Consider the following 18,635-nt stretch of genomic DNA (forward strand, 5'->3'; position numbering starts at 1 on the left):
CGTGGTCAGACTGTGCGAGTGGACGCCATCTGCACTGTTTGCGGCTCGCTGCCAGCTGAGCCCCGGTCCGACAGCAGTGAACTCACGGCGTTGTGCGACTCGTGCGCGGTCAAGTACACGGAATGGCGATGCCCCAGCTGTGAAGCGCTCTGTTGGGGTTTGCGGTCAGGGGCAGGCAGGGGCTGTAGCGGCTGTGAAGCGCAGGACGCGTGGTCGAGCTCGTCGGCGCCGGTGCGCGACGAGATCGACGACTTGCTGCGCCACCACCGCTCCCTGCAAGCGATCATCGCTTTCCGGGAACGGTCGAGCATCCGACCCAAGCCGGGCATCGCACTGGCGAGCGCCGTGATTGCTCACCGGCAACGCGTGTTGTCCGAGGAGGGCAGGACCACGCCGGCGCCGTAGACGACGGCGGCGGACGTCCTCACCGAGCTCGGCCCGCGCGGGTGGATCAGGGCGTGGAGTTCGGGGCGTGGATGTAGGCGGACAGGTGTTGCAGGATCAGGTGCCGCGAGCAGCGGAATGAGATGTCGGTGGTGTTGCCGTGGACGTGGACGGCGAGCGTTTCGTGGTCGTGCAGGTGCATGTCGATGCTTGCCTTGTTCTCCCAGCCGAAGCCGCGTATCACCAGGTCCCGGACGAAGCTGAAGGTCAGTTTCAGCTGAATCCGATTGCGGCCGTCGGCCACCCACTCGGTGAGAGGGTTGTCGGCGAATGTGGCGAGGTCGAATCGCATGTCGATGCGTGGGCCCTCGCGGTCGACGTCGACCTGGAACAGATCCACGTCCGTCAGCGACGGCGGTGCCGAATACACCTTGTCGACCATCTTGCGCCGCTCACCCACGTGGTCGAGCCAGCTCATGTCGCCTGCGGGGTGGGGAAGTAGTCTCGCAGGTGGGTGATGAGGTTGTCCCGGGTGCGGAAGATCTGGACGAGGGACATGGTGGTGCGCCGCCCGTCAGGAGCGTCGAGGACCGTGTCGAGTTCGACGATGAAGACGGCGGGGTCGGCGGTCTCGTGGAGGACGAAGCGGGATTCCTGGGTGTTCACGGTTCCGTAGTTGTCGGAGCCGCGTTGGTAGTACGCCTTGAGGCCGGTGCGGATCTCCTCGCGGCCGACCATGCGGCGCGGTAGGGCGTGGCCCTCGGGGACCAACGGAGCCTCGAACACACCGTCCTCGGTGAACAGCTCCGCGAGCGCGTCCGGGTCCCGGCTCATCGGGCCCGCGTGCACGTAGCGCTGGAAGATTTCCTGGTGCGTCAGGGTCACCCACCTCAGCCTAGCCGTGACCGGCGTGGAGTTGGGCGACGTGCTGAGAACGCGGCACAAATGTGCACAGATAACTCAGTTTCGCTCGAGCGACGTGCCGATAACGGAATGGGAATCCCGGTAACTGGAAGATGCTCACCTCCGAATTCAGGGGTAAATCGGAGGTCATCACATGCGCCGCGTCGTCATTCTTTCGAGTGTTCTTGCACTTTCCCTGTTCGGTTGCGCTCAGCAGCCACAAGGGGTGAGCCCCGCTCCTTCCAGCGTCGTCGCTCCAGCGGTCACCACTACGACATCCGCTGTGCAGGCGCCGCTGGCCAAGAAGCTCGGTGACAGGGCGGGTTTGGACTGCTCGGGCTCGACTATCGACAGCTGTTCGTTGCAGTACACGATCACCAAGCTCACGGGCTGCACAGGCGGTGGCTACGTGGGTGACGCTCCGCTCGAGGGGACGCGGCGGCAGTTGGTGTGGATCGAGATCTCGACGGGGAGCGCCTATGACGGCAGCCGTGCTCCGTCCGGCGCGATCACGCGGTTCCAGGCGATCAGCGATCAGGGAGTGACCACCGGCGGCGAGCTGAACCCGTCGAGTTCGTGGAAGTGCGCGCCGGAGAAGGACCGCATGGGATTCGGCGATGACAACTGGATGCCGAACAGGAAGTACGTGGGCGCGGTCGAGATCCACCTGCCGAACGATGCGGTGAAGATCGTCAACGGTGGAGGCCGGTGGGAATGGGCGATCAAGTGACCTGGCTGGCCCAGGGGGCGCGGTGGCGGATGAGGGAAGCGATGAGCGCGAGGGCGAGCAGGAGTGCGCCGCCGTCGGTGACGATGGAGGGGAGCAGGCCGGGGAAGCCGTAGAGGTCGAAGGTTGCCTGGAAGACCTCGGGCTTGATCATGACGACGCCTGCGGCCTGGGTGAGGTTGACGGTGAGCGCGGCCCAGAAGACCCATTTCCGGCGGGTGAGCGCGAGCAGGCCGATGGCGTTGCCGACGATGTAGACGCAGCCGATGATCCGGAACCCGGTGAGGAAGCCGGACGGGTCGGCGGAGCGCCCGGCGAGGCGCATGGTGTGTTCGAGCATCTCGTGGTTGACGATCACGAAGTTCTGCAGCGCGGTGCCGATGGTGAAGACGACCGAGCACACCACCACGAGAATCTGGAGCCGTCGCGTAGCAGTCATGTCGTACCCCCTCCGCCGAGGTTAGGGAGAGGGGGCGACAAGAGGACGCGGATCCGAAGAGCGTGGCCGGGATCGACCGGATGGCCCGAGAACGACGTCAGTGGCAGAGCTTTTCCAGGATGAGGCGGATCTGCGCGCCGTAGCGCTCCTCGAACTCGGGCGTGGTGGGGGCGAGGCCGAAGAGCCGCTTGGTGACGTCGGGCATGACGATGGGGGCGCTGATCGCGGCCATCATCAGCAGGAGCACGGCGGCGGGGTCGAGGTCGGGGGACAGCTCCTCGTCGTGCTGGCGGTCGCGGAGGTAGGCCAGGTCCTCGTCGATGGGCGACTCGTCGGGCGGGGTGTCGCCGGAGTCGAGGCCGCGCCAGATCATCAGGCGGATGCCGCGCGGGTCGGCGAGGCTCTCGCGGAGGTAGCGCACGGCGAGGTCGGGCAGCGGCTGCTGCGGCGTGTTGAACGCGGCCTCGCGGTCGAGCCACGCCTGCTGCAGCTCCCGGTAGAGCCCTTCCTTGCCGCCGAAGTAGTAGTTGATCAGCTGCTTGTTCACCCCGGCCTTCGCCGCGATCTCGTGCACCCGCGCCCCGGCGAAGCCCTTGGCGGCGAACTCGTCGAAGGCGGCGGAGAGCAGCAGGCGCCGCGAGCGGTCCGCGTCCTGGCGGCGTTCGTCCGGGTTCGGCGCTCGCCTCGGTGCGGGCACGGGTCCTCCTCGAGCTGGGGTGATCAAGGTCCGGAGATTATCAGTCAGCTATTTGGTTGACGTGTTCAAACGCTTGGTTGAACCTGGGGGCATGACGATTCTGGTGACTGGAGCCACGGGCAACGTCGGGCGCAACGTGGTGGAGATGCTGCTGGCCGAGGGGGTGAGCGTGCGCGCGACGACGCGCCGTCCGGAGACGGCGGGCTTGCCCGAGGGGGTCGACGTGCGCGCGGCGGACCTGGCCGAGCCGGAGACCCTCGCGGCACCTCTGTCCACTGTGGACAAGGTGTACCTGTTCCCGGAGCCGGGTTCGGTCGGCGAGTTCGTGAAGCTCGCAGAGGAAGCCGGAGTGCGGCGCGTGGTGGTGCTGTCCTCGTTGTCCGCCAAGGAGAACAACGCCGAGGACGATGTGATCGGCAGGCGGCACGTGGTGGTGGAGCGCGCGGTCGAAGCGTCCACGATGGACTGGACGTTCGTGCGACCGGGCTCGTTCTCGGCGAACACCCTCCAGTGGGCGCACAGCATTCGCGCGGAGGGCGTCGTGCGCGCTCCCTACGGCGACGCCCAGATCGCGCCGGTGCACGAGAAGGACATCGCGGCGGTCGCGGTCCGCGCACTGCTGGACGACGGCCACGCGGGGAAGGCGTACGAGCTGACCGGTTCGGAGGCGATGACGCAGCGGCGGCAGGTGGAGCTGATCGGGGAGGCCATCGGGCGGCCGGTGCGCTTCGACGAGCTGACGCCTGAGCAGGCCCGCGAGCAGATGGCGCGGTGGGCGCCGGTGGAGGTCATCGACTCGCTGCTGGGCTACCTCAGGGATGCCGTCGAGAAGCCCGCCGAGGTCCACGACGTCACCGAGAAGATCACCGGGCGGCCGCCACGCACATTTGCGGAGTGGGCGACCGATCACGCGCACGATTTCATGTGAGGGGTCGCAAAAGATAGGGGTTCGCGCCGGTCGGAACGCTCACTAGCGTCGATTTCCTGACTGAGGGGGTAATCGTGAGCGCAATCCGACTGGCACTCCCCGCGATTCTCGTCGCTGCGGGTTCTGTAGTTGCAGGACCAGCAGCAACGGCGGCAACGTGCACGTGGAAAGCCTCCTCACTTCCGCTTCCCGCCGGGATGACGCAGGGGCGCGCGGTCGCCTCGGACAACCAGGGCGGCTACGCCGGGATCATGATGGGCAGCGGGGCGGAGCGCGTCGCGTTGTGGAAGCCCACCGGCGTGGTCGACTACGGCCAGGTGCCGTTCTCGCCGTACCTCGTCGCGGTCGCCGACGTGAACCGCTCCGGCACGGTGGTAGGCCACGGCCTGCGCAGCACGTTCAGCTACGGCCCGTTCCGATCCGTGGGGACGCGGATCGAAGCCCTGCCGGTGCCCGCGGGCACGCACTCCGCGACGGCGAAGGCGGTGAACGACCGCGGCGACATCGTCGGCCAGTACGTGCCGAAGCTGGGCGAGCGGGGCCGCGCGGTGATGTGGCCCGCCGATCGGCCGGGGGAGATGGTCGAGCTGACCGGGCTACCGGGCACGGACACCAAGGTGGCCAACGACATCGACGAGGACGGGACCGTCCTGGTCGACGTCGTCACGAGCAACGGCACGGGCACCGGCTACCGCTGGAAGAACGGGGTCGCGACGAAGCTCGCGCCGCCGGTCGCCGCGAAGGACGTTTCCGGCAAGTCGATCTCAGCGGGCCGCGTGGTCGGCTGGATCACCCTGGAAGGGCAGCCCGGTGAGCTGCGCGCGGTGCAGTGGGACGCGACGGGCAAGGCCGGCGTCCTGCCGGAGGGGCAGTCGGCGGACAGCGTGAACCGCGACGGGCTCGCGGTCGGCGACACCCACGACTTCTCGGTGGGCGCGGCGGTGTGGCGCGGCGGGAAACTCGAAGCGAAGCTGCCGAACACCCCGCAGCTGTTCGCGGGCAAGGTCGGCGACGACGGCGGCATCCCCGCCTACACGCGCACCGACAACAAGGACACCCCGCTGGTCTACCGCTGCGGCTGAGCGCGGATCACCGCCAGGAGGGCAGCCACAGCTCGGCGTTCCACCGCCACGGCGTGATCGAGTCGCCCACGAGCACCGGCCACAGCCACGCGAAGTTCGCCACGACGAGCCCGAGGTAGAGCGCCAGGACGAGCAGCCCGGTCCTGCGGCGCTCGAAGCCCGCGCGCGCCCTGCCGAGGATCTCGCCGAGCCCCATGGTCAGCCCGAGCACCAGGAACGGCGCCATCGCGGTGGCGTAGAAGAAGTACATCTGCCGGTCGATGTCGAGGAACCAGGGCAGCCACGCGGCCCCGTAGGCGACCAGAACGGCGGAGTAGCGCCAGTCCAGCCTGCTCAGCGCGCGCCAGACCGCCCAGCCGAGCATCGGGAAGGCCAGCCACCACATCGCGGGCGTTCCGATGAGCATGACCGCGCCGACGCAGTCCTGGCGCCCGCAGCCCATCGCGTTCGCGCCGGACTCGTAGTAGTAGAGCATCGGCCGCAGCCCCATCGGCCACGTCCACGGCTTGGACTCCCACGGGTGCGGGGTCGCCGGGGTGTGCAGGCTCGTGTGAAAACCCAGCACGTTGTCGTGGTAGAAGAGCAGCCCGCGCAACGGGTCGGGCAGGAACGGCAGGAACGTGTCCACCGTGAGCTTGATCGAGGCGGCCCAGCGGTCGATGCCGGTCTCGCTGCCGAACCACGCCCACCAGGTGCAGAAGTAGGTCACCACCGGGATCACCGCCAGCGCCCACAGCGCGGGGGCGAGGTCGCGGGCGAAGGTGCCCGCCCACGGCCTGCGCATTCCGGCCGTTCGCCGTGCCGTGACGTCCCAGAAGACGTTGAGCAGGCCGAACGCGACGATGAACCACACGCCGGACCACTTGATGCCGCAGCCGAGGCCGAGCAGGACGCCCGCGCCGAAGCGCCACCAGCGGAAGCCGAGCCGGGGGCCGAGCGGGCTGTTGCCCACCCAGCCCTCGCTCATCGCCACGGTCAACCGGGCGCGGACCTGGTCGCGGTCGACCAGCAGGCAGCCGAAGGCGCCGACCACGAACACGGCCAGGAAGATGTCGAGCATCGCCACGCGCGAGGACACGTGGCTCACGCCGTCGGCGATCAGCAGCACGCCCGCGACCGCGCCCAGCAGCGTGGAGCGGGTCAGCCTGCGCGCGATGCGCACGATCAGCAGCACGCAGATGGTGCCGAACACCGCCGAGGAGAAGCGCCAGCCCCAGCCGTTGTAGCCGAAGATCCACTCGCCGAACCCGATCAGCTGCTTGCTCAGCGGCGGGTGCACCACCAGCTCGTAGCCGGGGTTGTCCTCGTAGCCGCCGTTGCGCAGCAGCTGCCACGCCTGCGGCGCGTAGTGCTTCTCGTCGAAGACGGGGGTGCCCTTGTCGGCCGGGTGGCCGAGGTTCCAGAACCGGACGATCCCGCCGATCAGCGCCAGGGTCAGCGCGACCGTCCAGCCGCGCAGGCGGTCGCTGGGCGGGGGCGGCCCGAACGGTTGCCATGGCCGCTCGTCGACGGGGGGTGTGGCGTCCTCACGCATCAGGCGCGCACCTCTCTCCGCTGGTTCACCCGGACGATCGTAGACAGGGGCGGGGCGGCCGCGCTCGAACGCCGTGAAAGGGTCTACGTCCATGCAGGTCGAATCGGGATCAGGGCGTTTGGTGCTGGCCGCGACGCCGCTGGGGGACTCCAGGGACGCCTCGCCGAGGCTGGTCGCCGCGTTCGCCGAGTCCGAGGTGATCGCGGCCGAGGACACCAGGCGCACGAGGTCGCTCGCGGCGGCGCTGGACGTGCGGCCCAGCGGCAGGGTCGTCAGCTTCTACGACGCCGTGGAGAACGCCCGGCTGCCGATGCTGCTCGAAGCCCTCCGCTCCGGTTCGACCGTGCTGCTGGTGACCGACGCGGGGATGCCGAGCGTGTCCGACCCCGGCTACCGGCTCGTCGCCGCGTGCGCCGCGGAGGGCATCACCGTGACCTGCCTGCCCGGCCCCTCCGCCGTGACCACCGCGCTGGCCGTGTCCGGGCTGCCGTGCGAGCGCTTCTGCTTCGAGGGCTTTCCGCCGCGCAAGTCCGGTGATCGTCGGCGGTGGCTGACCTCGCTGCGCACCGAGCAGCGCGCGGTGGTGTTCTTCGAGGCTCCGCACCGGCTCGCCGCGACCCTCGCTGACGCCGCTGAAGTGCTTGGTGCGGAACGGAAAGCCGCCGTGTGCCGGGAGCTGACCAAGCAGTACGAAGAGGTCAGGAGGGGCGGGCTCGCCGAGCTGACGGCGTGGGCGGAAGAAGGTGTGCGCGGTGAGATCACCGTCGTGCTCGCCGGAGCCGCCGCGGACGAGTCGGCCGTGACGGACGTGAACGCGCTCGTGCCCGCCGTCGAGGAGCGCGTCGCCGGAGGTGAGCGCCTGAAGGAGGCGACCGCCGCGGTGGCCGCCTCCTCAGGTGTCAGCAGAAAAGCCCTCTACGACGCCGTCCTGGCTCAGAGACAGGCCTGACGGAGCGCGTCGAGCTGCTTGACCTTGGTCTCGATCCACTTCGGCAGGTTGGCGGCGTCCTCGACGCGCTGCTTCGCCATGTCGACGTAGGAGTTGCCCAGCGTGGTGATGGCCCCGCTGACGTCGCCGTCCTTGGCGTTCTTGGCGAGTTCGTGCAGCTTGTCGCCGGTCTCCTTGGTCTCCTTCTGCGCCTGTTCGCCGTCCTTGGGGTCGGGCGTGAACGCGGCGAGCGCGATGGCGTCGGTGCACACCTTCGCCTTGGAGCCCGCTTCCTGGATCTGCGAGCACCCGGCCAACGTGATCATCAGCAGGGGCAGCACGGCGATCGCCAGGCGACGCGTCGTGGGCATGGGCTCCTCCTCGGGACGGTGTCGTCCGCCCCGAGGTTATTCACAAATCGGTCACCGCGTCAGCGCGCGTACAAACGTCTGATCAATTCCTCGATCTCCGGCTCGGCCACGGACACGTCGTGCACGGCGACGCGGTCGACAAGAGCCGAGATCAGCGCCGCCGCCGTGGTGTCCGAGCGTCCGAAGACGAGGTGCTGGCGCAGTCCGTCCAGCTCGGTGCGCACCTCGCGGACACCTGGCAGCCCGGTCAGCGGCGGCTGCGGCTCGGTCAGGTCCACGACCAGGGTCCGCTCGGTGACGACCTCGGCGCGCAGCTCGCTCAGCGGCCCGTCCGCGAGCACCCGCCCGTGGTCGATCACCATCAACCGCCCGCACAGGCGCTCGATGTCGTCGAGGTCGTGCGTGGTCAGCAGCAGCGTGGTGCCGCGCCGGTTGAGGTCGGCGAGGAAGGTGCGCAGCCGCTCCTTGGACTCCAGGTCGAGCCCGATCGTCGGCTCGTCGAGCACCAGCAGCTCCGGGTCGTGCAGCAGCGCCGCGGTGACCTCGCCGCGCATCCGCTGCCCCAGGGAGAGCTGGCGCACCGGTGTGGCGAGAAACGGCGTCAGCTCAAGGAGTTCGACGCACTCGGCGAGGCGTTCGCGGTAGCGCTCGCGCGGCACGCGGTAGATCGAGCGCAGCAACTCGAAGCTCTCCGCGAGCGGCAGGTCCCACCACAGTTGGCTGCGCTGGCCGAACACCACGCCGATGCGGGCGGCGAGCGCGCGCCGCTCCTTCGCCGGATCGAGACCGCAGACCGTGGCTGAGCCCGAGGAGGGGGTGAGGATGCCGGTCAGCATCTTGATCGTTGTGGACTTCCCCGCGCCGTTGGGGCCGACGTAGCCGACCGCCTCGCCCCGGTCAACTGTGAAGCTCACCGCGTCGACCGCGACCACCTCGGTGCGGCGCCTGCGCAGGAAACCGGCTCGGTGGGAGATGGTGAAGCTGCGGCGGAGCCCGTCCGCCACGATGAGGGCGCTCATGATCCTGTTCCTTGGTAGTGGCGGACGGCGAAGCGCCAGACGAGCCCGGCGACCCCGGCGGCGGCGAGCGCGATCAGTGGCGAGCACCATCCCAGGAATGCCGGTGCGCCAAGGGGATCGGGCCGGTCGAGCAGCGCGAGCGCCGGGTAGTAGGCGACGAACGCGCCCGGGATGACGAAGGCCAGCACACGGCGCAGCCACGGCGGGTAGACGGTGATCGGGTAGGAGCTGAACATGTTGCTGCCGTAGGTGACCGCGTTGGCCAGTTCGCGGCCGTCCACGATCCAGAAGCAGATCGAGCACGCGACGACCCAGATAGCCCCGAAGATCACCGCGCCGACGAGCGGGGCGGTGACGGCGAGCAGCAGCTTGGGGACGCTCCACGCGATGTCCGAAGTGGACAAGACGTAGATGAGAACCCCCAGCGCGGCGGCGATCCGGCCGACCCGGCGCAGCTGGATGTCGCCGGTGACGACCTGCGCGAGGGTGCTGAGCGGGCGCAGCAGGAGCACGTCCAGCTGCCCGGTCTTGATCAGCCGGGGCAGCTCGTCGAGCTGGCCGACGAAGAGGTCGGCGAGCCCGAAGCCCACGCCCGCGATGCCGTACATGATCAGCACCTCGTGCGCGGCGAAGCCGCCGAGTTCGGTGGCTCGCCCGAAGAGCACGAGGATGACGATCAGCTCGCCCGCTTGGCCGAGCATCTGCGCGACGAAGTCCAGCAGGAACGAGGTGCGGTAGGAGAGCTGGGAGCGGAAACGCGAGCCCAGGATGCTGAGGTAGACGCGGTCAGCCACCCTGGATCACCAGCTTCCGCTCGGCCGCGCGCTGCACGAACTGGCCGACCACGAGCAGCACGACCGTCCACAGCGCTTGGTGGGCGAGCAGCGGTAGCGGGTCGCCGCGCTCGATGAACACGTCGATCGTGTTCTGCAGCAAGGAGGGGAAGGGCGTCCACCAGAGCGCGTCCTGCGCCCAGTCGGGGAAGAACGCCAGCGGCACGGTCAGCCCCGACACGATGCCGCCGAGGATGCCGTACATCGCGGTGATCCCGCGCGCGTCCAGCAACCAGAAAGCGCTGAGGCTCAACAGGAAGCGCATCGCGAAGCTCATCGCGACGGCCAGGACGACGCTGAGCGCGAACAACGCCCAGGTCTGTGTTCGTTGGGGCCAGCGGAGGTCGAACAGCAGCGAGCCGATCAGCATCGGCGGGACGAACCTGATCAGCACGGCGAACCCGGCCCGGCCGAACTCCTCGGCGAGCAGGGCGAACTGGAGGTTCCACGGCCGGGAGAGGTCGATCGCGACGTCTCCGCTGCGGACCCGGTCGGCGAGCTCGTGCCCGCCCCACAGCATGATCACGCCGAGCAGCCCTTGGCCGAGCCACACGTAGCTGGCGATGCTGCCCGCGTCGTAGCCCGCGACCTCCTGGCGGGCGCCGAGCACGCCGAAGAGGACCGCGATGCGCATGAGGCCGAAGGCGGAATTGGTGGTCAGGGCCGCGACAGCGGCCGAACGGTAGGTGGAGTAGCGGTGGAATCCGGCGACGGCGAGGTGTGGATAGCACCCGATCAACGCGCGCACGAGAATCCACGCTAGCCCCGACCGCAACTCCTTTTTGGACGGTCGGCGTCGGGGCGGTCGAGCTTCGGGTGGCCGAGCTCGGGAGCGGCCGAGCTTCGAGCGGTCGGGCGAGGGTGGCTTTCGCACGCTGGGGGACCCCCCACTTCAAGCGTTGCCCATCGCGGTGGCGAGCGGCAAGCCACGTTCACGCAGTGGGTGAAACCCCGTTCATCGCCCAAAGTGTCCACATTGGGTACACGGCTCCCCGCGCGGCGCCAACGTCCCGTTCGGTGCGTTGAGCGCACTGAACGGGTCGTTTGGTGCGTTCACGCTTCGAGGACGATCTTGCCGGTGGCCTGGCCGGTGCTGAGGAGGGTGAGCGCCTTGGCGGCGTCGGCCAGGGGCAAGCGGCGGTCGATGTGCGGGGTGAGGGAGCCGGAGGCGACCAGGCGCAACACCTCGGTCAGCGCCTTGGCGAAACCGGGGCCGGGCTTGACGTAGTACATCGAGGCGCGACGCCCGCCGGTCAGCCCGACAAGCCTGCGCAGCTGCCACCACGCGAGCCGTCGCACGGTGCCGACGTAAGGTCGCAACGGGTGCCCGGAGTCGTGCAGCGTGCCTGCGGAGCCGTAGTTAGCCAGCACACCGCCGGGCGCGAGCAAGCTCCACGACTCGTCGAGGCTCTTGCCGCCCACGTGGTCGAACACGGCGTCCACGCCGTTCGGAGCGAGCGCGCGCACCTGTGCGACGACATCGCCCTTGCGGTAGTCGACGGGCTCGGCGCCAAGTGAGCGCAACAGCTCGTGCTTGCCCGCCGAAGCCGTGCCGATGACGCGGGCACCGGCGAGGCGCGCGAGCTGCACGAGGAGGCTGCCGACGCCGCCCGCCGCACCGTGCACGAGGACGGTCTGGCCCGCGCGGACCTTGGCGGTGACGTGCAGCATCTCCCATGCGGTCACGCCGTTCATCGCCACGGCGGCGACCAGACCGGGGTCGACGTCCTCGGAGATCGGGACCGCGATCTTGGCGGGGACCACCACTTCGTCGCGCCACGCGCCCGTTCTCGTCAGCGCCACGACGCGCTGGTCGGTGCCGACCACCCGGCCGACCAGGTCGTAGCCGGGCACGAACGGGAACTTCGGCTGCATCGGGTAGCGGCCGCGCAGCATCTGCACCTCGGCGAAGCTCACGCCGGTGGCTTCCGTGCGGACGAGGAGCTGCCCCTTGCCCGCGCGCGGCTTCGAGCCCTCCGCGACGCGCAGCATCTCCGGGCCGCCCTTGCCGGTGAGCACGATCTCCATGGTCCGCCTCCTGTGAATGCTTATTACAAGCGTTAGAGCTTCTAACTAAAGCTTGAGCCTGTTAGGGTCGCGTTGTCAAGGGAGGTGGTCGAGGTGGACCGCAGGCAGCGCTACCGCGAGCAGACGCGGGACGAGGCGAAGCGCATCGCGCTGGAGCAGCTGGCCGAGGCCGGGCCGGGCGGGATCTCCGTCAACGCCATCGCCAAGCGCATGGGCGTCACCGGACCCGCCCTCTACCGGTACTTCGCGAACCGGGACGCGCTGCTCACGGCCCTGATCGAGGACGCGTACAACGACCTCGCGGACACCATGCAGGCGGCGGTCACCCACCGAGCCGCGAACGCCACGCAGATGCGCGCGCTCGCCACCGCCATGCGCGAGTGGGCGATCACGCAGCCGCACCGCTACCTGCTGCTCTTCGGGACGCCGGTGCCCGGGTACGAGGCGCCGATCGAGACCCTGGCCGCTGCGCACCGCTCTATGACCGCCGTGCTCGCGACCGTCGGCGAAGACCCGGAGCACGCGAACCGGCGCTCGACGCTCTACCGCCAGCTCGGCGCGTGGGGCGAGAAGATGCAGACCGGCGACCTCACGCCCAAGCAGCTCCACTGGGGAATCACCGTGTGGACTCGCCTGCACGGGGTGATCAGCCTCGAAGTCACCGGCCAGTTCACGCTGACCGGAGTCGACCCCGAGCTGGTCTTCAAGGCCGAGGTGGAGTCACTCGTCGCGTGGGGCGAGCGCGGCTAGCACTCGTGATCCCGTGCTGTACAAGGCGATCAGTAGCGGCCGCAGTTCCATGCCAGCGTCGGTCAACCGGTAGCTCGTGCGCACGGGGAAGCCCGACAGGCGGACTTTCGCGACGAGTCCCTGAGCGACCAACTCGCCGAGCCGATCGGTCAGCACCTTCGCGGTCAGCGTCGGCAACCGGCCGCGCAGCTCGCCGAACGAGCATGGGCCGTGCATCAGCTCGCGCAGCACGAGCGTCGCCCACCTGCCGGAGATCGCCGCGAGCGCGACTTCGACCGGGCACGTCGACTCCGGCTTGTCCGTGCGTCCTCGCGCGTCCGGGACCAGCTCGGCGTCAGTTTCCGTTTGGTGACCGACGAGACGCTCCGCTTCGCTGGTTTCATGACTACTGACCACATGCCAAGTGTGCGCCTTCCCGAGCAGTTCCGGGAGGCGTTCAACTCAGCTTCGAGCTCCGCCGTTGACGCCTTGTACGAGCCCGACGGGGTGTTCGTCGACGGCCCGGGCACCCCGACGACCGGCCTGGATCGCAAGCGCGCCAACGAGAAGATGCTCGCGCTCGGGGAGCCCATCGAGGTCCGGCCGCGGCACGCCTACGTCGCGGGCGACATCGCCCTGCTCATCGTCGACTGGAGCATCGGTGACGTGCGCGGCACGGCGACCGACGTCGCTCGCCGGGGCCCGGACGGCGTGTGGCGCTACGTGATCGACAACCCGTTCGGCACGGCCTGACTACTGCTTGGCGATGCCCTCCACGGGCGTGGTGTCCCACGGCAGCAGGTCGACGCCGAGCCAGGGCATCACGCCCGTGCTCTGCAGCGCGGCGACCGACAACCACAGCGCCAGCAGGCTGAACAGGGGCAGCACGATCATGTTCTCGACCGTGCCGCCGGTCTTCATCCGCAGGATCTTCGGCGGCGCCACCGGGTACCAGGTCTTGCCCGCGATCGGCACCGGCCACAGCATCGGGCAGCCCATCTCGGTGATCGCGTCGCCGATGAAGTGCGCCACGCAGCCGATCGCCACCGCCAGCCCGCACGCCCCCGCCAGCTCCGGCGCCCCGTTCACCCACTGCCAGCACAGCAGCGACAACCCCGCCGAGGTCAGCGCGATCGTCATCGCGTCGCGCTTCGGGTGCCACTCGTGCAGCAGCCCGCGCACCGCCAAACCGCAGAAGAAGAACATCACGAACGGCAGCGCGTAGGTGTTGCTGAGCTGGATCAGCGCCGTCGTCGCGAGCCCGGCGAGGACCGCGAAGACGATCGTGTGCGTGAAACCGCGGTGCCCGCCGTGCCGGTTGGAGTCCTTCTTCGTGCGGGTGCCCCGGTAGATCTTGTGGCTGAGCCAGTTGATCCCCGCCGACATGCTCTTGCTGATCGGCCCGAACGTGCGCGCCACCGTGGAGCTGGGGTGGTCCAGGTCCGGCAGCAGCGCCGCCCCCGTCGCCAGCGCCCCGCCCACCACGATCGCGGGCGCGGTGAACGCGCCGAAGTCGTACGCGGCGCCCAGCACCGCGACCCCGCTCCACGCCGCCAGCCCACTGATGGCGTGCGTCGGCCCCATCGACATCCCGCGCCCCCTGAAGATCGTCCGCTGCGCGAGAGGCTATGCGATCTTCCCCTCGCCGGGGGAGGCCGTCCCCATCACCTCAATGACTCGTTCGTTTGGTTGAACGTGCTGAACGAGTCATTGAGGTGGCTCCACGTGCTGAATGACTCGTTCAGTCCGTCTAACCACATCAATGAGTCATTCAGGGCTTAACGGCGGCCGGGGGTGATGAGGCCGAGCTCGTAGGCGGTGGCGACGGCGGCGGCGCGGTCGTTGACGCCGAGCTTGGCGTAGACGTGCAGCAGGTGCGTCTTCACGGTGGCCTCGCTGATGAACAGCTTGGCGGCGGCCTCGCGGTTGGTCATGCCGAGCGCGATCAGGCCGAGCACTTCGAGTTCGCGCTGGGTCAGCGGTTCCTTGGCGGGGGAGCGGACCTGGCTGAGCAGCTTGGTGGCGATGGCGGGCGCCAGCACGGCCTCGCCCCGCGCGGCGGCCTCGACGGCGCGGAACAGCTCGGACTTGGGCGCGTCCTTGAGGAGGTAGCCGGTCGCGCCCGCCTCGATCGCGGGCAGCACGTCGGCGTCGGTGTCGTAGGTGGTCAGCACCAGGACCCGCGTCCGCAGCCGCCGCTCGGCGATCGTGCGGATCGCGGTCACGCCGTCGGTGCCGGGCATCCGCAGGTCCATCAGCGCGACGTCCGGGTCCAGCGCCGTGACCAGGGTGACCGCCTCGGCCCCGTCAGCGGCTTCACCGACGACCTCGAAGCGCGCGTCGCCGGTGAACATGCCGCGCAGCCCGTCGCGCACCACCGGGTGGTCGTCGACGATCAGCACTGTGATCAAGGCTGTCCTCCAACGGGAATCGCCGGAACGGTCGCGGAGACCGCGGTGCCGGAGCCGGGCTCGGATTCGATGGCCAGTGTCCCGGAGAGCCCTTCGACCCGCTGCCGCATCGACGTGAACCCGAACCCGGAACTGTCCACAGTGGACAAGAACCCGACGCCGTCGTCCCGCACGTCCAAGGTCACCACGTCTTCCATGTACGACAACGTCAACCCGATCCGATCGGCGCGCGCGTGCTTGGCCACATTGGCCAGCGCTTCCTGGGCCGTGCGCAGCAGCGCCACCTCGACATCGGCGTGCAGCGGGCGAGCGGTGCCGGTCGAGGTGAACTCGGCGGCCACCCCGTTGATCTTCGACCACTGCCGCACGACGTCGCCGAGCGCGTCGGACAGGCGGGCGGACTCCAGCGCTTCCGGGCGAATGGCGTGCACGGAGCGCCGCGCCTCGCGCAGGCTCTCCCGCGCCAGCGTCGCCGCGTTGTCCAGGTGTCGCCGTTGCTGAGCCGGATCGCCGTCGGCGGCCTGGAGTTGGGTGATGATGCCGGTCAGCCCCTGCGCGATGGTGTCGTGGATCTCGCGCGCCATCCGTTGCCGCTCCTCGGTCACCCCGGCCTCGCGCGCCTGCTCCAGCAACTGGGCCTGCAACCCCGCGTTCACCCGCATCGCGGCTTCGAGCTGTTCGTTGACCTCGGTCAGCTCGTTGATCGCGTCCTGCCGCTTCTGGCTCTCCCCGCCCGCTGCCCACCCCGCGAAGGCCAGCGGAATCGCCACGTTCACCAGCACGATGAACGGTGAGGTCGTCGGGAACGCGGTCAGTCCGGTCTGCGCGGTGAGCCCGCCGATCGAGGTCACCCCGACCGCGAAGACCGCCCAGTGCGCCGGGAACAGCGCGTACGCGTACGGGTAGCCGAGCGCGCCGAAGATCGAGAAGATCGGCGATGTCGACACCAGAGAGAAGACCGACGCGAGCAACCCGCAGTAGAACACCAGCCCGAGCACGGGCCGCCCCGCCAGCCAGCCGGTGGTGTTGCGCCGGGGCGAGAAGCCCGGCTGGGTCCGCAGCAGCGTCCCGACGAGCAGCCACAGCGCCGCCACCGCGATCAAGGCGAACAGCAGCGGCGCTTGGTCCTTGCGGTCGTCGATCAACGTCCACAGCGCGGTGGACAGGGCGAGCGCGGCGTAGCCGATCACGACGAGCACCCGCCCGCCGTACTTCTCCCAGAACTGCGCCTTGCCCACCGCGCCCACCTACTCCCAACGGAACAGGGCGGCTGCCACTGATCCCAGCACCACGGCGATACCGGCCAGCACCATCGCGTGCAACGGCTGGAGGCCGACGCCCGACCAAGTGTCGCGCAGCCCCTGCAACGCCGCCCCCAAGGGCGTGAAGTCGCCGATCGTGGCCAGCCAGGACGGCATCGCCTCCTTCGGCGTCCAGACCCCGCCGAGGAACATGCTGGGGAAGAACAGCATCATCCCGGCCGCCGTCGCCGCACGGGTCGTCGGCGCGAGCGCGGCAACCACCAGACCGACCGAGAACAGCGCGGCGATGCTCAGCGCGAGCGTTCCCGCGAACGCCAGGACGTTCGACGGCAGCGGGATGCCGAGCGCGAGGTGCCCGACGCCGACCACCACGGCCGTGGACACCAGCGCGGTGCTCGCCCCCACGATGATCTGCGCGATCAGCACCATCGCCGGGTGCACGGGCGTCGCGCGCAACCTGCGCAGGACCCCCTTCTCCCGGTAGGCCGCCAGGTAGCTCGGCAGCGTGTTGAAGGACAGCGTCGCCAGTGCGAGCGCCAGCGCGATCGACGCGACGAAGTACGCCGCGTTCAACCCCTCCAGGTCCGGCGGCCCCCCGTCGCCCTGGAACTGCAACCCGATCGCCAGCAGCAGGAACACCGGTAGCACCAGGGCGAACAGCGGCGAGATCTTGTCCCGCAGGAACAACTTCGCCTCGATCAGGGTGAGCTTGCCCAAGCCGTTCACTCGTCTCCTCCGGTCAGCGTCACGTACGCCTCGTCCAGCGTCGGCTGGTCCAGCCGCAGGTCCGCGACGAGCACGTGCTCCCTGGCGAGCAGGCCGGTCACCTCATCGGCGAACCCGCCGGTCCCGGTCACCACCACCTCGGACCTCGTCCGAACGACCTCGCGCACCCCCGGTAGCCGCGCGAGGGCGTTCTCGTCGAAGGCCGCGACCGGCCGGAACCGCAGCCGCCGCTCGGAGAACGTGCTGTCGACCAGCCCCGTCGGCGTGTCCAGCGCGACCACGCGGCCCTTGTCGAAGATCGCGACGCGGTCGCACAGCGCCTCCACCTCGTCCATGAAGTGGCTGACCAGCACGACCGTCACCCCCGTCGCGCGCATCTCCGAGATCAGCTTCCAGGTGGCCCGCCGCGCCTGCGGGTCGAGCCCGGTGGTCAGCTCGTCCAGGAACGCGACCTTGGGCTTGCCGACCAGGGCCAGCGCGATGAACAGCCGCTGCTTCTGGCCGCCGGAGAGCGCGGAGAAGCGAGCGTTGCGCTTGTCCGCCAATCCCCACTGCTCCAACAGTTCCCGCCAGTCGCGCGGGTCGCGGTAGAAGGAGGCGTAGAGCTCGAGCGCCTCCCACACCTTGATCAGTTCGGGCAGCTGGGCCTGCTGGAGCTGGACCCCGACGGCTTGGCGCAGCTCGCGCTCGTCCTTGGTCGGGTCAAGCCCGAGCACGCGGATCGTGCCGGAATCGGGGCGCCGCAAGCCTTCCACGCACTCCACGGCGGTCGTCTTGCCCGCGCCGTTGGGGCCGAGGATGCCGAAGATCTCGCCCTCCTCGACGGAGAAGGAGACATCGCGCAGCGCCACGTGGTCGCCGTAGCGCTTCCCGAGGCCGCTCACTTCGATGATGGACATGCCACTAGCTTGCGGCGCCGCTGAGCTGGGCGAATCGACCGCGCGGCCCCGGTGTCGGGCGGTGCCGGCTGACCGCGAATCCACCGTTCGGTTGATGCTCGGCGAGCCGGGACCGTGCACCCAACACGGGTGTGTGGTCCTGCTTCATCCGAACCCCCTCGGTCGCTACGATGGTCCTACGAGTCGGATATCTCGATGGATCGAAGCATTTGGGTCGGGAGGGTCGATGTCAGGCGGTGCGTCCTCGCGCGCGGAGCTGCTCGCCGAGCTGGAAGGGGTCATGCGGGACAGCGCCTCCAGGGGGCTGCTCATGCACCAGGCGATAGCCGACCGCTTCGGGCTCGGCGCGACCGACATCAAGTGCCTCGACCTGGCGCGCGACGAGGAGAACCTGACCGCGGGCAAGCTCGCCGAGATCACCGGCCTCAGCACCTCCGCGGTCACCGCGCTGCTCGACCGGCTGGAGAAGGCCGACTTCATCGAGCGCCGCCGCGACCCCAGCGACCGCAGGCGCGTTTTCGTCGTCTCCACGGGAAGGCGCGAGGCCGAGACCGCGCGGGCGTTCGCGCCGCTGCGCGAGCTGATGCTGCGCGGGCTGGAGGGCTGCGGCGAGCAGGAGCTGCGGCTGATCCACGACTTCCTGCGCGGCGTCACCGACGGCGTGACCGAGATGGTGCGGCTCTACCGCGCTGAATCCAGGAGCTAGAACTCGCCTGGCAGTCGGGAAGCGGCCAG

24 protein-coding genes are annotated in these 18,635 nt (G+C 69.4%); 8 read left to right on the forward strand and 16 right to left on the reverse strand.

Translation table 11 applies throughout. The features are described from left to right. The first annotated feature begins 231 nt into the window (after positions 1-231). Positions 232-405: a hypothetical protein gene (locus CCN37_RS39675; RefSeq protein WP_168200573.1), complete on the forward strand. Its 174-nt coding sequence runs from the start codon at positions 232-234 to the stop codon at positions 403-405. 46 nt (positions 406-451) lie between these two features. Here the strand turns inward: CCN37_RS39675 and CCN37_RS08420 are convergent, their stop codons facing one another. Together CCN37_RS08420 and CCN37_RS08425 are read right to left on the reverse strand one after the other, a co-directional pair. After that, complete coding sequence (locus CCN37_RS08420) at positions 452-862, reverse strand: Imm50 family immunity protein (protein WP_086820110.1); 411 nt, start codon at positions 860-862, stop codon at positions 452-454. Next, on the reverse strand, positions 859-1,269 hold the full coding sequence (locus CCN37_RS08425) for a nuclear transport factor 2 family protein (RefSeq protein ID WP_210407925.1): 411 nt from the start codon (positions 1,267-1,269) through the stop codon (positions 859-861). Before CCN37_RS08425 ends, CCN37_RS08420 begins: the two co-directional genes overlap by 4 nt. 172 nt (positions 1,270-1,441) lie before the next feature. Between CCN37_RS08425 and CCN37_RS08430 the strand changes: the two genes are divergently transcribed. Next, positions 1,442-2,017, forward strand: coding sequence for a hypothetical protein (locus CCN37_RS08430; RefSeq protein ID WP_143261494.1), 576 nt, complete (start codon positions 1,442-1,444; stop codon positions 2,015-2,017). Here the strand turns inward: CCN37_RS08430 and CCN37_RS08435 are convergent. Beyond that, positions 2,010-2,453, reverse strand: coding sequence for a hypothetical protein (locus tag CCN37_RS08435; protein WP_086820112.1), 444 nt, complete (start codon positions 2,451-2,453; stop codon positions 2,010-2,012). The genes CCN37_RS08430 and CCN37_RS08435 overlap by 8 nt on opposite strands. Positions 2,454-2,550: 97 nt before the next feature. After that, the gene (locus tag CCN37_RS08440) at positions 2,551-3,150 is read right to left on the reverse strand and encodes a TetR/AcrR family transcriptional regulator (RefSeq protein WP_086820113.1); all 600 of its coding nucleotides are present in this window, start codon (positions 3,148-3,150) and stop codon (positions 2,551-2,553) included. A 91-nt stretch (positions 3,151-3,241) separates the two neighbouring features. Between CCN37_RS08440 and CCN37_RS08445 the strand changes: the two genes are divergently transcribed. After that, complete coding sequence (locus tag CCN37_RS08445; protein WP_086820114.1) at positions 3,242-4,078, forward strand: NAD(P)H-binding protein; 837 nt, start codon at positions 3,242-3,244, stop codon at positions 4,076-4,078. A gap of 197 nt (positions 4,079-4,275) precedes the next feature. After that, positions 4,276-5,160 (forward strand): hypothetical protein, encoded by an 885-nt coding sequence (locus CCN37_RS08450; RefSeq protein ID WP_086820115.1) that lies wholly within the window; start codon positions 4,276-4,278, stop codon positions 5,158-5,160. Between the two features lie 7 nt (positions 5,161-5,167). Here the strand turns inward: CCN37_RS08450 and CCN37_RS08455 are convergent, their stop codons facing one another. Beyond that, positions 5,168-6,694 (reverse strand): dolichyl-phosphate-mannose--protein mannosyltransferase, encoded by a 1,527-nt coding sequence (locus CCN37_RS08455; protein ID WP_086820116.1) that lies wholly within the window; start codon positions 6,692-6,694, stop codon positions 5,168-5,170. A gap of 91 nt (positions 6,695-6,785) precedes the next feature. Between CCN37_RS08455 and rsmI the strand changes: the two genes are divergently transcribed. Then, positions 6,786-7,643: a 16S rRNA (cytidine(1402)-2'-O)-methyltransferase gene (rsmI, locus tag CCN37_RS08460; RefSeq protein ID WP_086820117.1), complete on the forward strand. Its 858-nt coding sequence runs from the start codon at positions 6,786-6,788 to the stop codon at positions 7,641-7,643. Here rsmI and CCN37_RS08465 read toward each other — a convergent pair. From CCN37_RS08465 to CCN37_RS08485, 5 genes are all read right to left on the reverse strand, one after another. Then, positions 7,628-7,993 (reverse strand): hypothetical protein, encoded by a 366-nt coding sequence (locus CCN37_RS08465; protein WP_086820118.1) that lies wholly within the window; start codon positions 7,991-7,993, stop codon positions 7,628-7,630. The two genes, rsmI and CCN37_RS08465, sit on opposite strands and share 16 nt — an antisense overlap. A gap of 59 nt (positions 7,994-8,052) precedes the next feature. Continuing rightward, entirely contained in the window at positions 8,053-9,012 is a 960-nt protein-coding gene (locus CCN37_RS08470; RefSeq protein WP_086820119.1) for an ATP-binding cassette domain-containing protein, read from the reverse strand. After that, on the reverse strand, positions 9,009-9,806 hold the full coding sequence (locus CCN37_RS08475; protein ID WP_086820120.1) for an ABC transporter permease: 798 nt from the start codon (positions 9,804-9,806) through the stop codon (positions 9,009-9,011). The genes CCN37_RS08470 and CCN37_RS08475 overlap by 4 nt, the downstream gene beginning before the upstream one ends. After that, complete coding sequence (locus tag CCN37_RS08480; protein ID WP_246842893.1) at positions 9,799-10,593, reverse strand: ABC-2 family transporter protein; 795 nt, start codon at positions 10,591-10,593, stop codon at positions 9,799-9,801. The genes CCN37_RS08475 and CCN37_RS08480 overlap by 8 nt, the downstream gene beginning before the upstream one ends. Before the next feature lie 305 nt (positions 10,594-10,898). Further along, the gene (locus CCN37_RS08485) at positions 10,899-11,873 is read right to left on the reverse strand and encodes a medium chain dehydrogenase/reductase family protein (protein WP_086820121.1); all 975 of its coding nucleotides are present in this window, start codon (positions 11,871-11,873) and stop codon (positions 10,899-10,901) included. 93 nt (positions 11,874-11,966) lie between these two features. Here CCN37_RS08485 and CCN37_RS08490 point away from each other — a divergent pair, with 93 nt between their 5' ends. Then, a complete protein-coding gene (locus CCN37_RS08490; protein ID WP_246842894.1) occupies positions 11,967-12,623 on the forward strand; it encodes a TetR/AcrR family transcriptional regulator in 657 nt (218 codons plus the stop codon). Here the strand turns inward: CCN37_RS08490 and CCN37_RS08495 are convergent. Then, the gene (locus CCN37_RS08495) at positions 12,594-13,019 is read right to left on the reverse strand and encodes a helix-turn-helix domain-containing protein (RefSeq protein ID WP_210407926.1); all 426 of its coding nucleotides are present in this window, start codon (positions 13,017-13,019) and stop codon (positions 12,594-12,596) included. The two genes, CCN37_RS08490 and CCN37_RS08495, sit on opposite strands and share 30 nt — an antisense overlap. Here CCN37_RS08495 and CCN37_RS08500 point away from each other — a divergent pair. Further along, entirely contained in the window at positions 13,005-13,355 is a 351-nt protein-coding gene (locus tag CCN37_RS08500) for a nuclear transport factor 2 family protein (RefSeq protein WP_086820154.1), read from the forward strand. The two genes, CCN37_RS08495 and CCN37_RS08500, sit on opposite strands and share 15 nt — an antisense overlap. Here CCN37_RS08500 and CCN37_RS08505 read toward each other — a convergent pair whose 3' ends face one another. From CCN37_RS08505 to CCN37_RS08525, 5 genes are all read right to left on the reverse strand, one after another. Continuing rightward, on the reverse strand, positions 13,356-14,192 hold the full coding sequence (locus tag CCN37_RS08505) for a metal-dependent hydrolase (protein ID WP_086820123.1): 837 nt from the start codon (positions 14,190-14,192) through the stop codon (positions 13,356-13,358). A 188-nt stretch (positions 14,193-14,380) separates the two neighbouring features. Next, positions 14,381-15,013 (reverse strand): response regulator transcription factor, encoded by a 633-nt coding sequence (locus tag CCN37_RS08510; RefSeq protein ID WP_086820124.1) that lies wholly within the window; start codon positions 15,011-15,013, stop codon positions 14,381-14,383. Continuing rightward, on the reverse strand, positions 15,010-16,251 hold the full coding sequence (locus CCN37_RS41380; protein ID WP_246842896.1) for a sensor histidine kinase: 1,242 nt from the start codon (positions 16,249-16,251) through the stop codon (positions 15,010-15,012). Before CCN37_RS41380 ends, CCN37_RS08510 begins: the two co-directional genes overlap by 4 nt. A 9-nt stretch (positions 16,252-16,260) precedes the next feature. Next, on the reverse strand, positions 16,261-17,001 hold the full coding sequence (locus CCN37_RS08520) for an ABC transporter permease (protein ID WP_086820125.1): 741 nt from the start codon (positions 16,999-17,001) through the stop codon (positions 16,261-16,263). Next, on the reverse strand, positions 16,998-17,900 hold the full coding sequence (locus tag CCN37_RS08525) for an ABC transporter ATP-binding protein (RefSeq protein ID WP_086820126.1): 903 nt from the start codon (positions 17,898-17,900) through the stop codon (positions 16,998-17,000). The genes CCN37_RS08520 and CCN37_RS08525 overlap by 4 nt, the downstream gene beginning before the upstream one ends. 226 nt (positions 17,901-18,126) lie before the next feature. On the opposite strand from CCN37_RS08525, the gene CCN37_RS08530 reads away from it, so the two are divergent. Then, positions 18,127-18,606, forward strand: a complete 480-nt coding sequence (locus CCN37_RS08530; RefSeq protein ID WP_168200574.1) for a MarR family winged helix-turn-helix transcriptional regulator — start codon at positions 18,127-18,129, stop codon at positions 18,604-18,606. Positions 18,607-18,635 lie beyond the last annotated feature (29 nt).

Source organism: Allokutzneria sp. NRRL B-24872, from assembly GCF_002155965.1.
Lineage (GTDB): Bacteria > Actinomycetota > Actinomycetes > Mycobacteriales > Pseudonocardiaceae > Allokutzneria.

Coding starts and splice junctions, on each gene's coding strand:
- CCN37_RS08470 (WP_086820119.1), bottom strand. CDS start 9,012: ATGAGCGCCCTCATCGTGGCGGACGGGCTCCGCCGCAGCTTCACCATC.
- rsmI (WP_086820117.1), top strand. CDS start 6,786: ATGCAGGTCGAATCGGGATCAGGGCGTTTGGTGCTGGCCGCGACGCCG.
- CCN37_RS08435 (WP_086820112.1), bottom strand. CDS start 2,453: ATGACTGCTACGCGACGGCTCCAGATTCTCGTGGTGGTGTGCTCGGTC.
- CCN37_RS08525 (WP_086820126.1), bottom strand. CDS start 17,900: ATGTCCATCATCGAAGTGAGCGGCCTCGGGAAGCGCTACGGCGACCAC.
- CCN37_RS08455 (WP_086820116.1), bottom strand. CDS start 6,694: ATGCGTGAGGACGCCACACCCCCCGTCGACGAGCGGCCATGGCAACCG.
- CCN37_RS08450 (WP_086820115.1), top strand. CDS start 4,276: ATGACGCAGGGGCGCGCGGTCGCCTCGGACAACCAGGGCGGCTACGCC.
- CCN37_RS08505 (WP_086820123.1), bottom strand. CDS start 14,192: ATGTCGATGGGGCCGACGCACGCCATCAGTGGGCTGGCGGCGTGGAGC.
- CCN37_RS08485 (WP_086820121.1), bottom strand. CDS start 11,873: ATGGAGATCGTGCTCACCGGCAAGGGCGGCCCGGAGATGCTGCGCGTC.
- CCN37_RS08445 (WP_086820114.1), top strand. CDS start 3,242: ATGACGATTCTGGTGACTGGAGCCACGGGCAACGTCGGGCGCAACGTG.
- CCN37_RS08430 (WP_143261494.1), top strand. CDS start 1,442: ATGCGCCGCGTCGTCATTCTTTCGAGTGTTCTTGCACTTTCCCTGTTC.
- CCN37_RS08530 (WP_168200574.1), top strand. CDS start 18,127: ATGTCAGGCGGTGCGTCCTCGCGCGCGGAGCTGCTCGCCGAGCTGGAA.
- CCN37_RS08500 (WP_086820154.1), top strand. CDS start 13,005: ATGACTACTGACCACATGCCAAGTGTGCGCCTTCCCGAGCAGTTCCGG.
- CCN37_RS08420 (WP_086820110.1), bottom strand. CDS start 862: ATGAGCTGGCTCGACCACGTGGGTGAGCGGCGCAAGATGGTCGACAAG.
- CCN37_RS08465 (WP_086820118.1), bottom strand. CDS start 7,993: ATGCCCACGACGCGTCGCCTGGCGATCGCCGTGCTGCCCCTGCTGATG.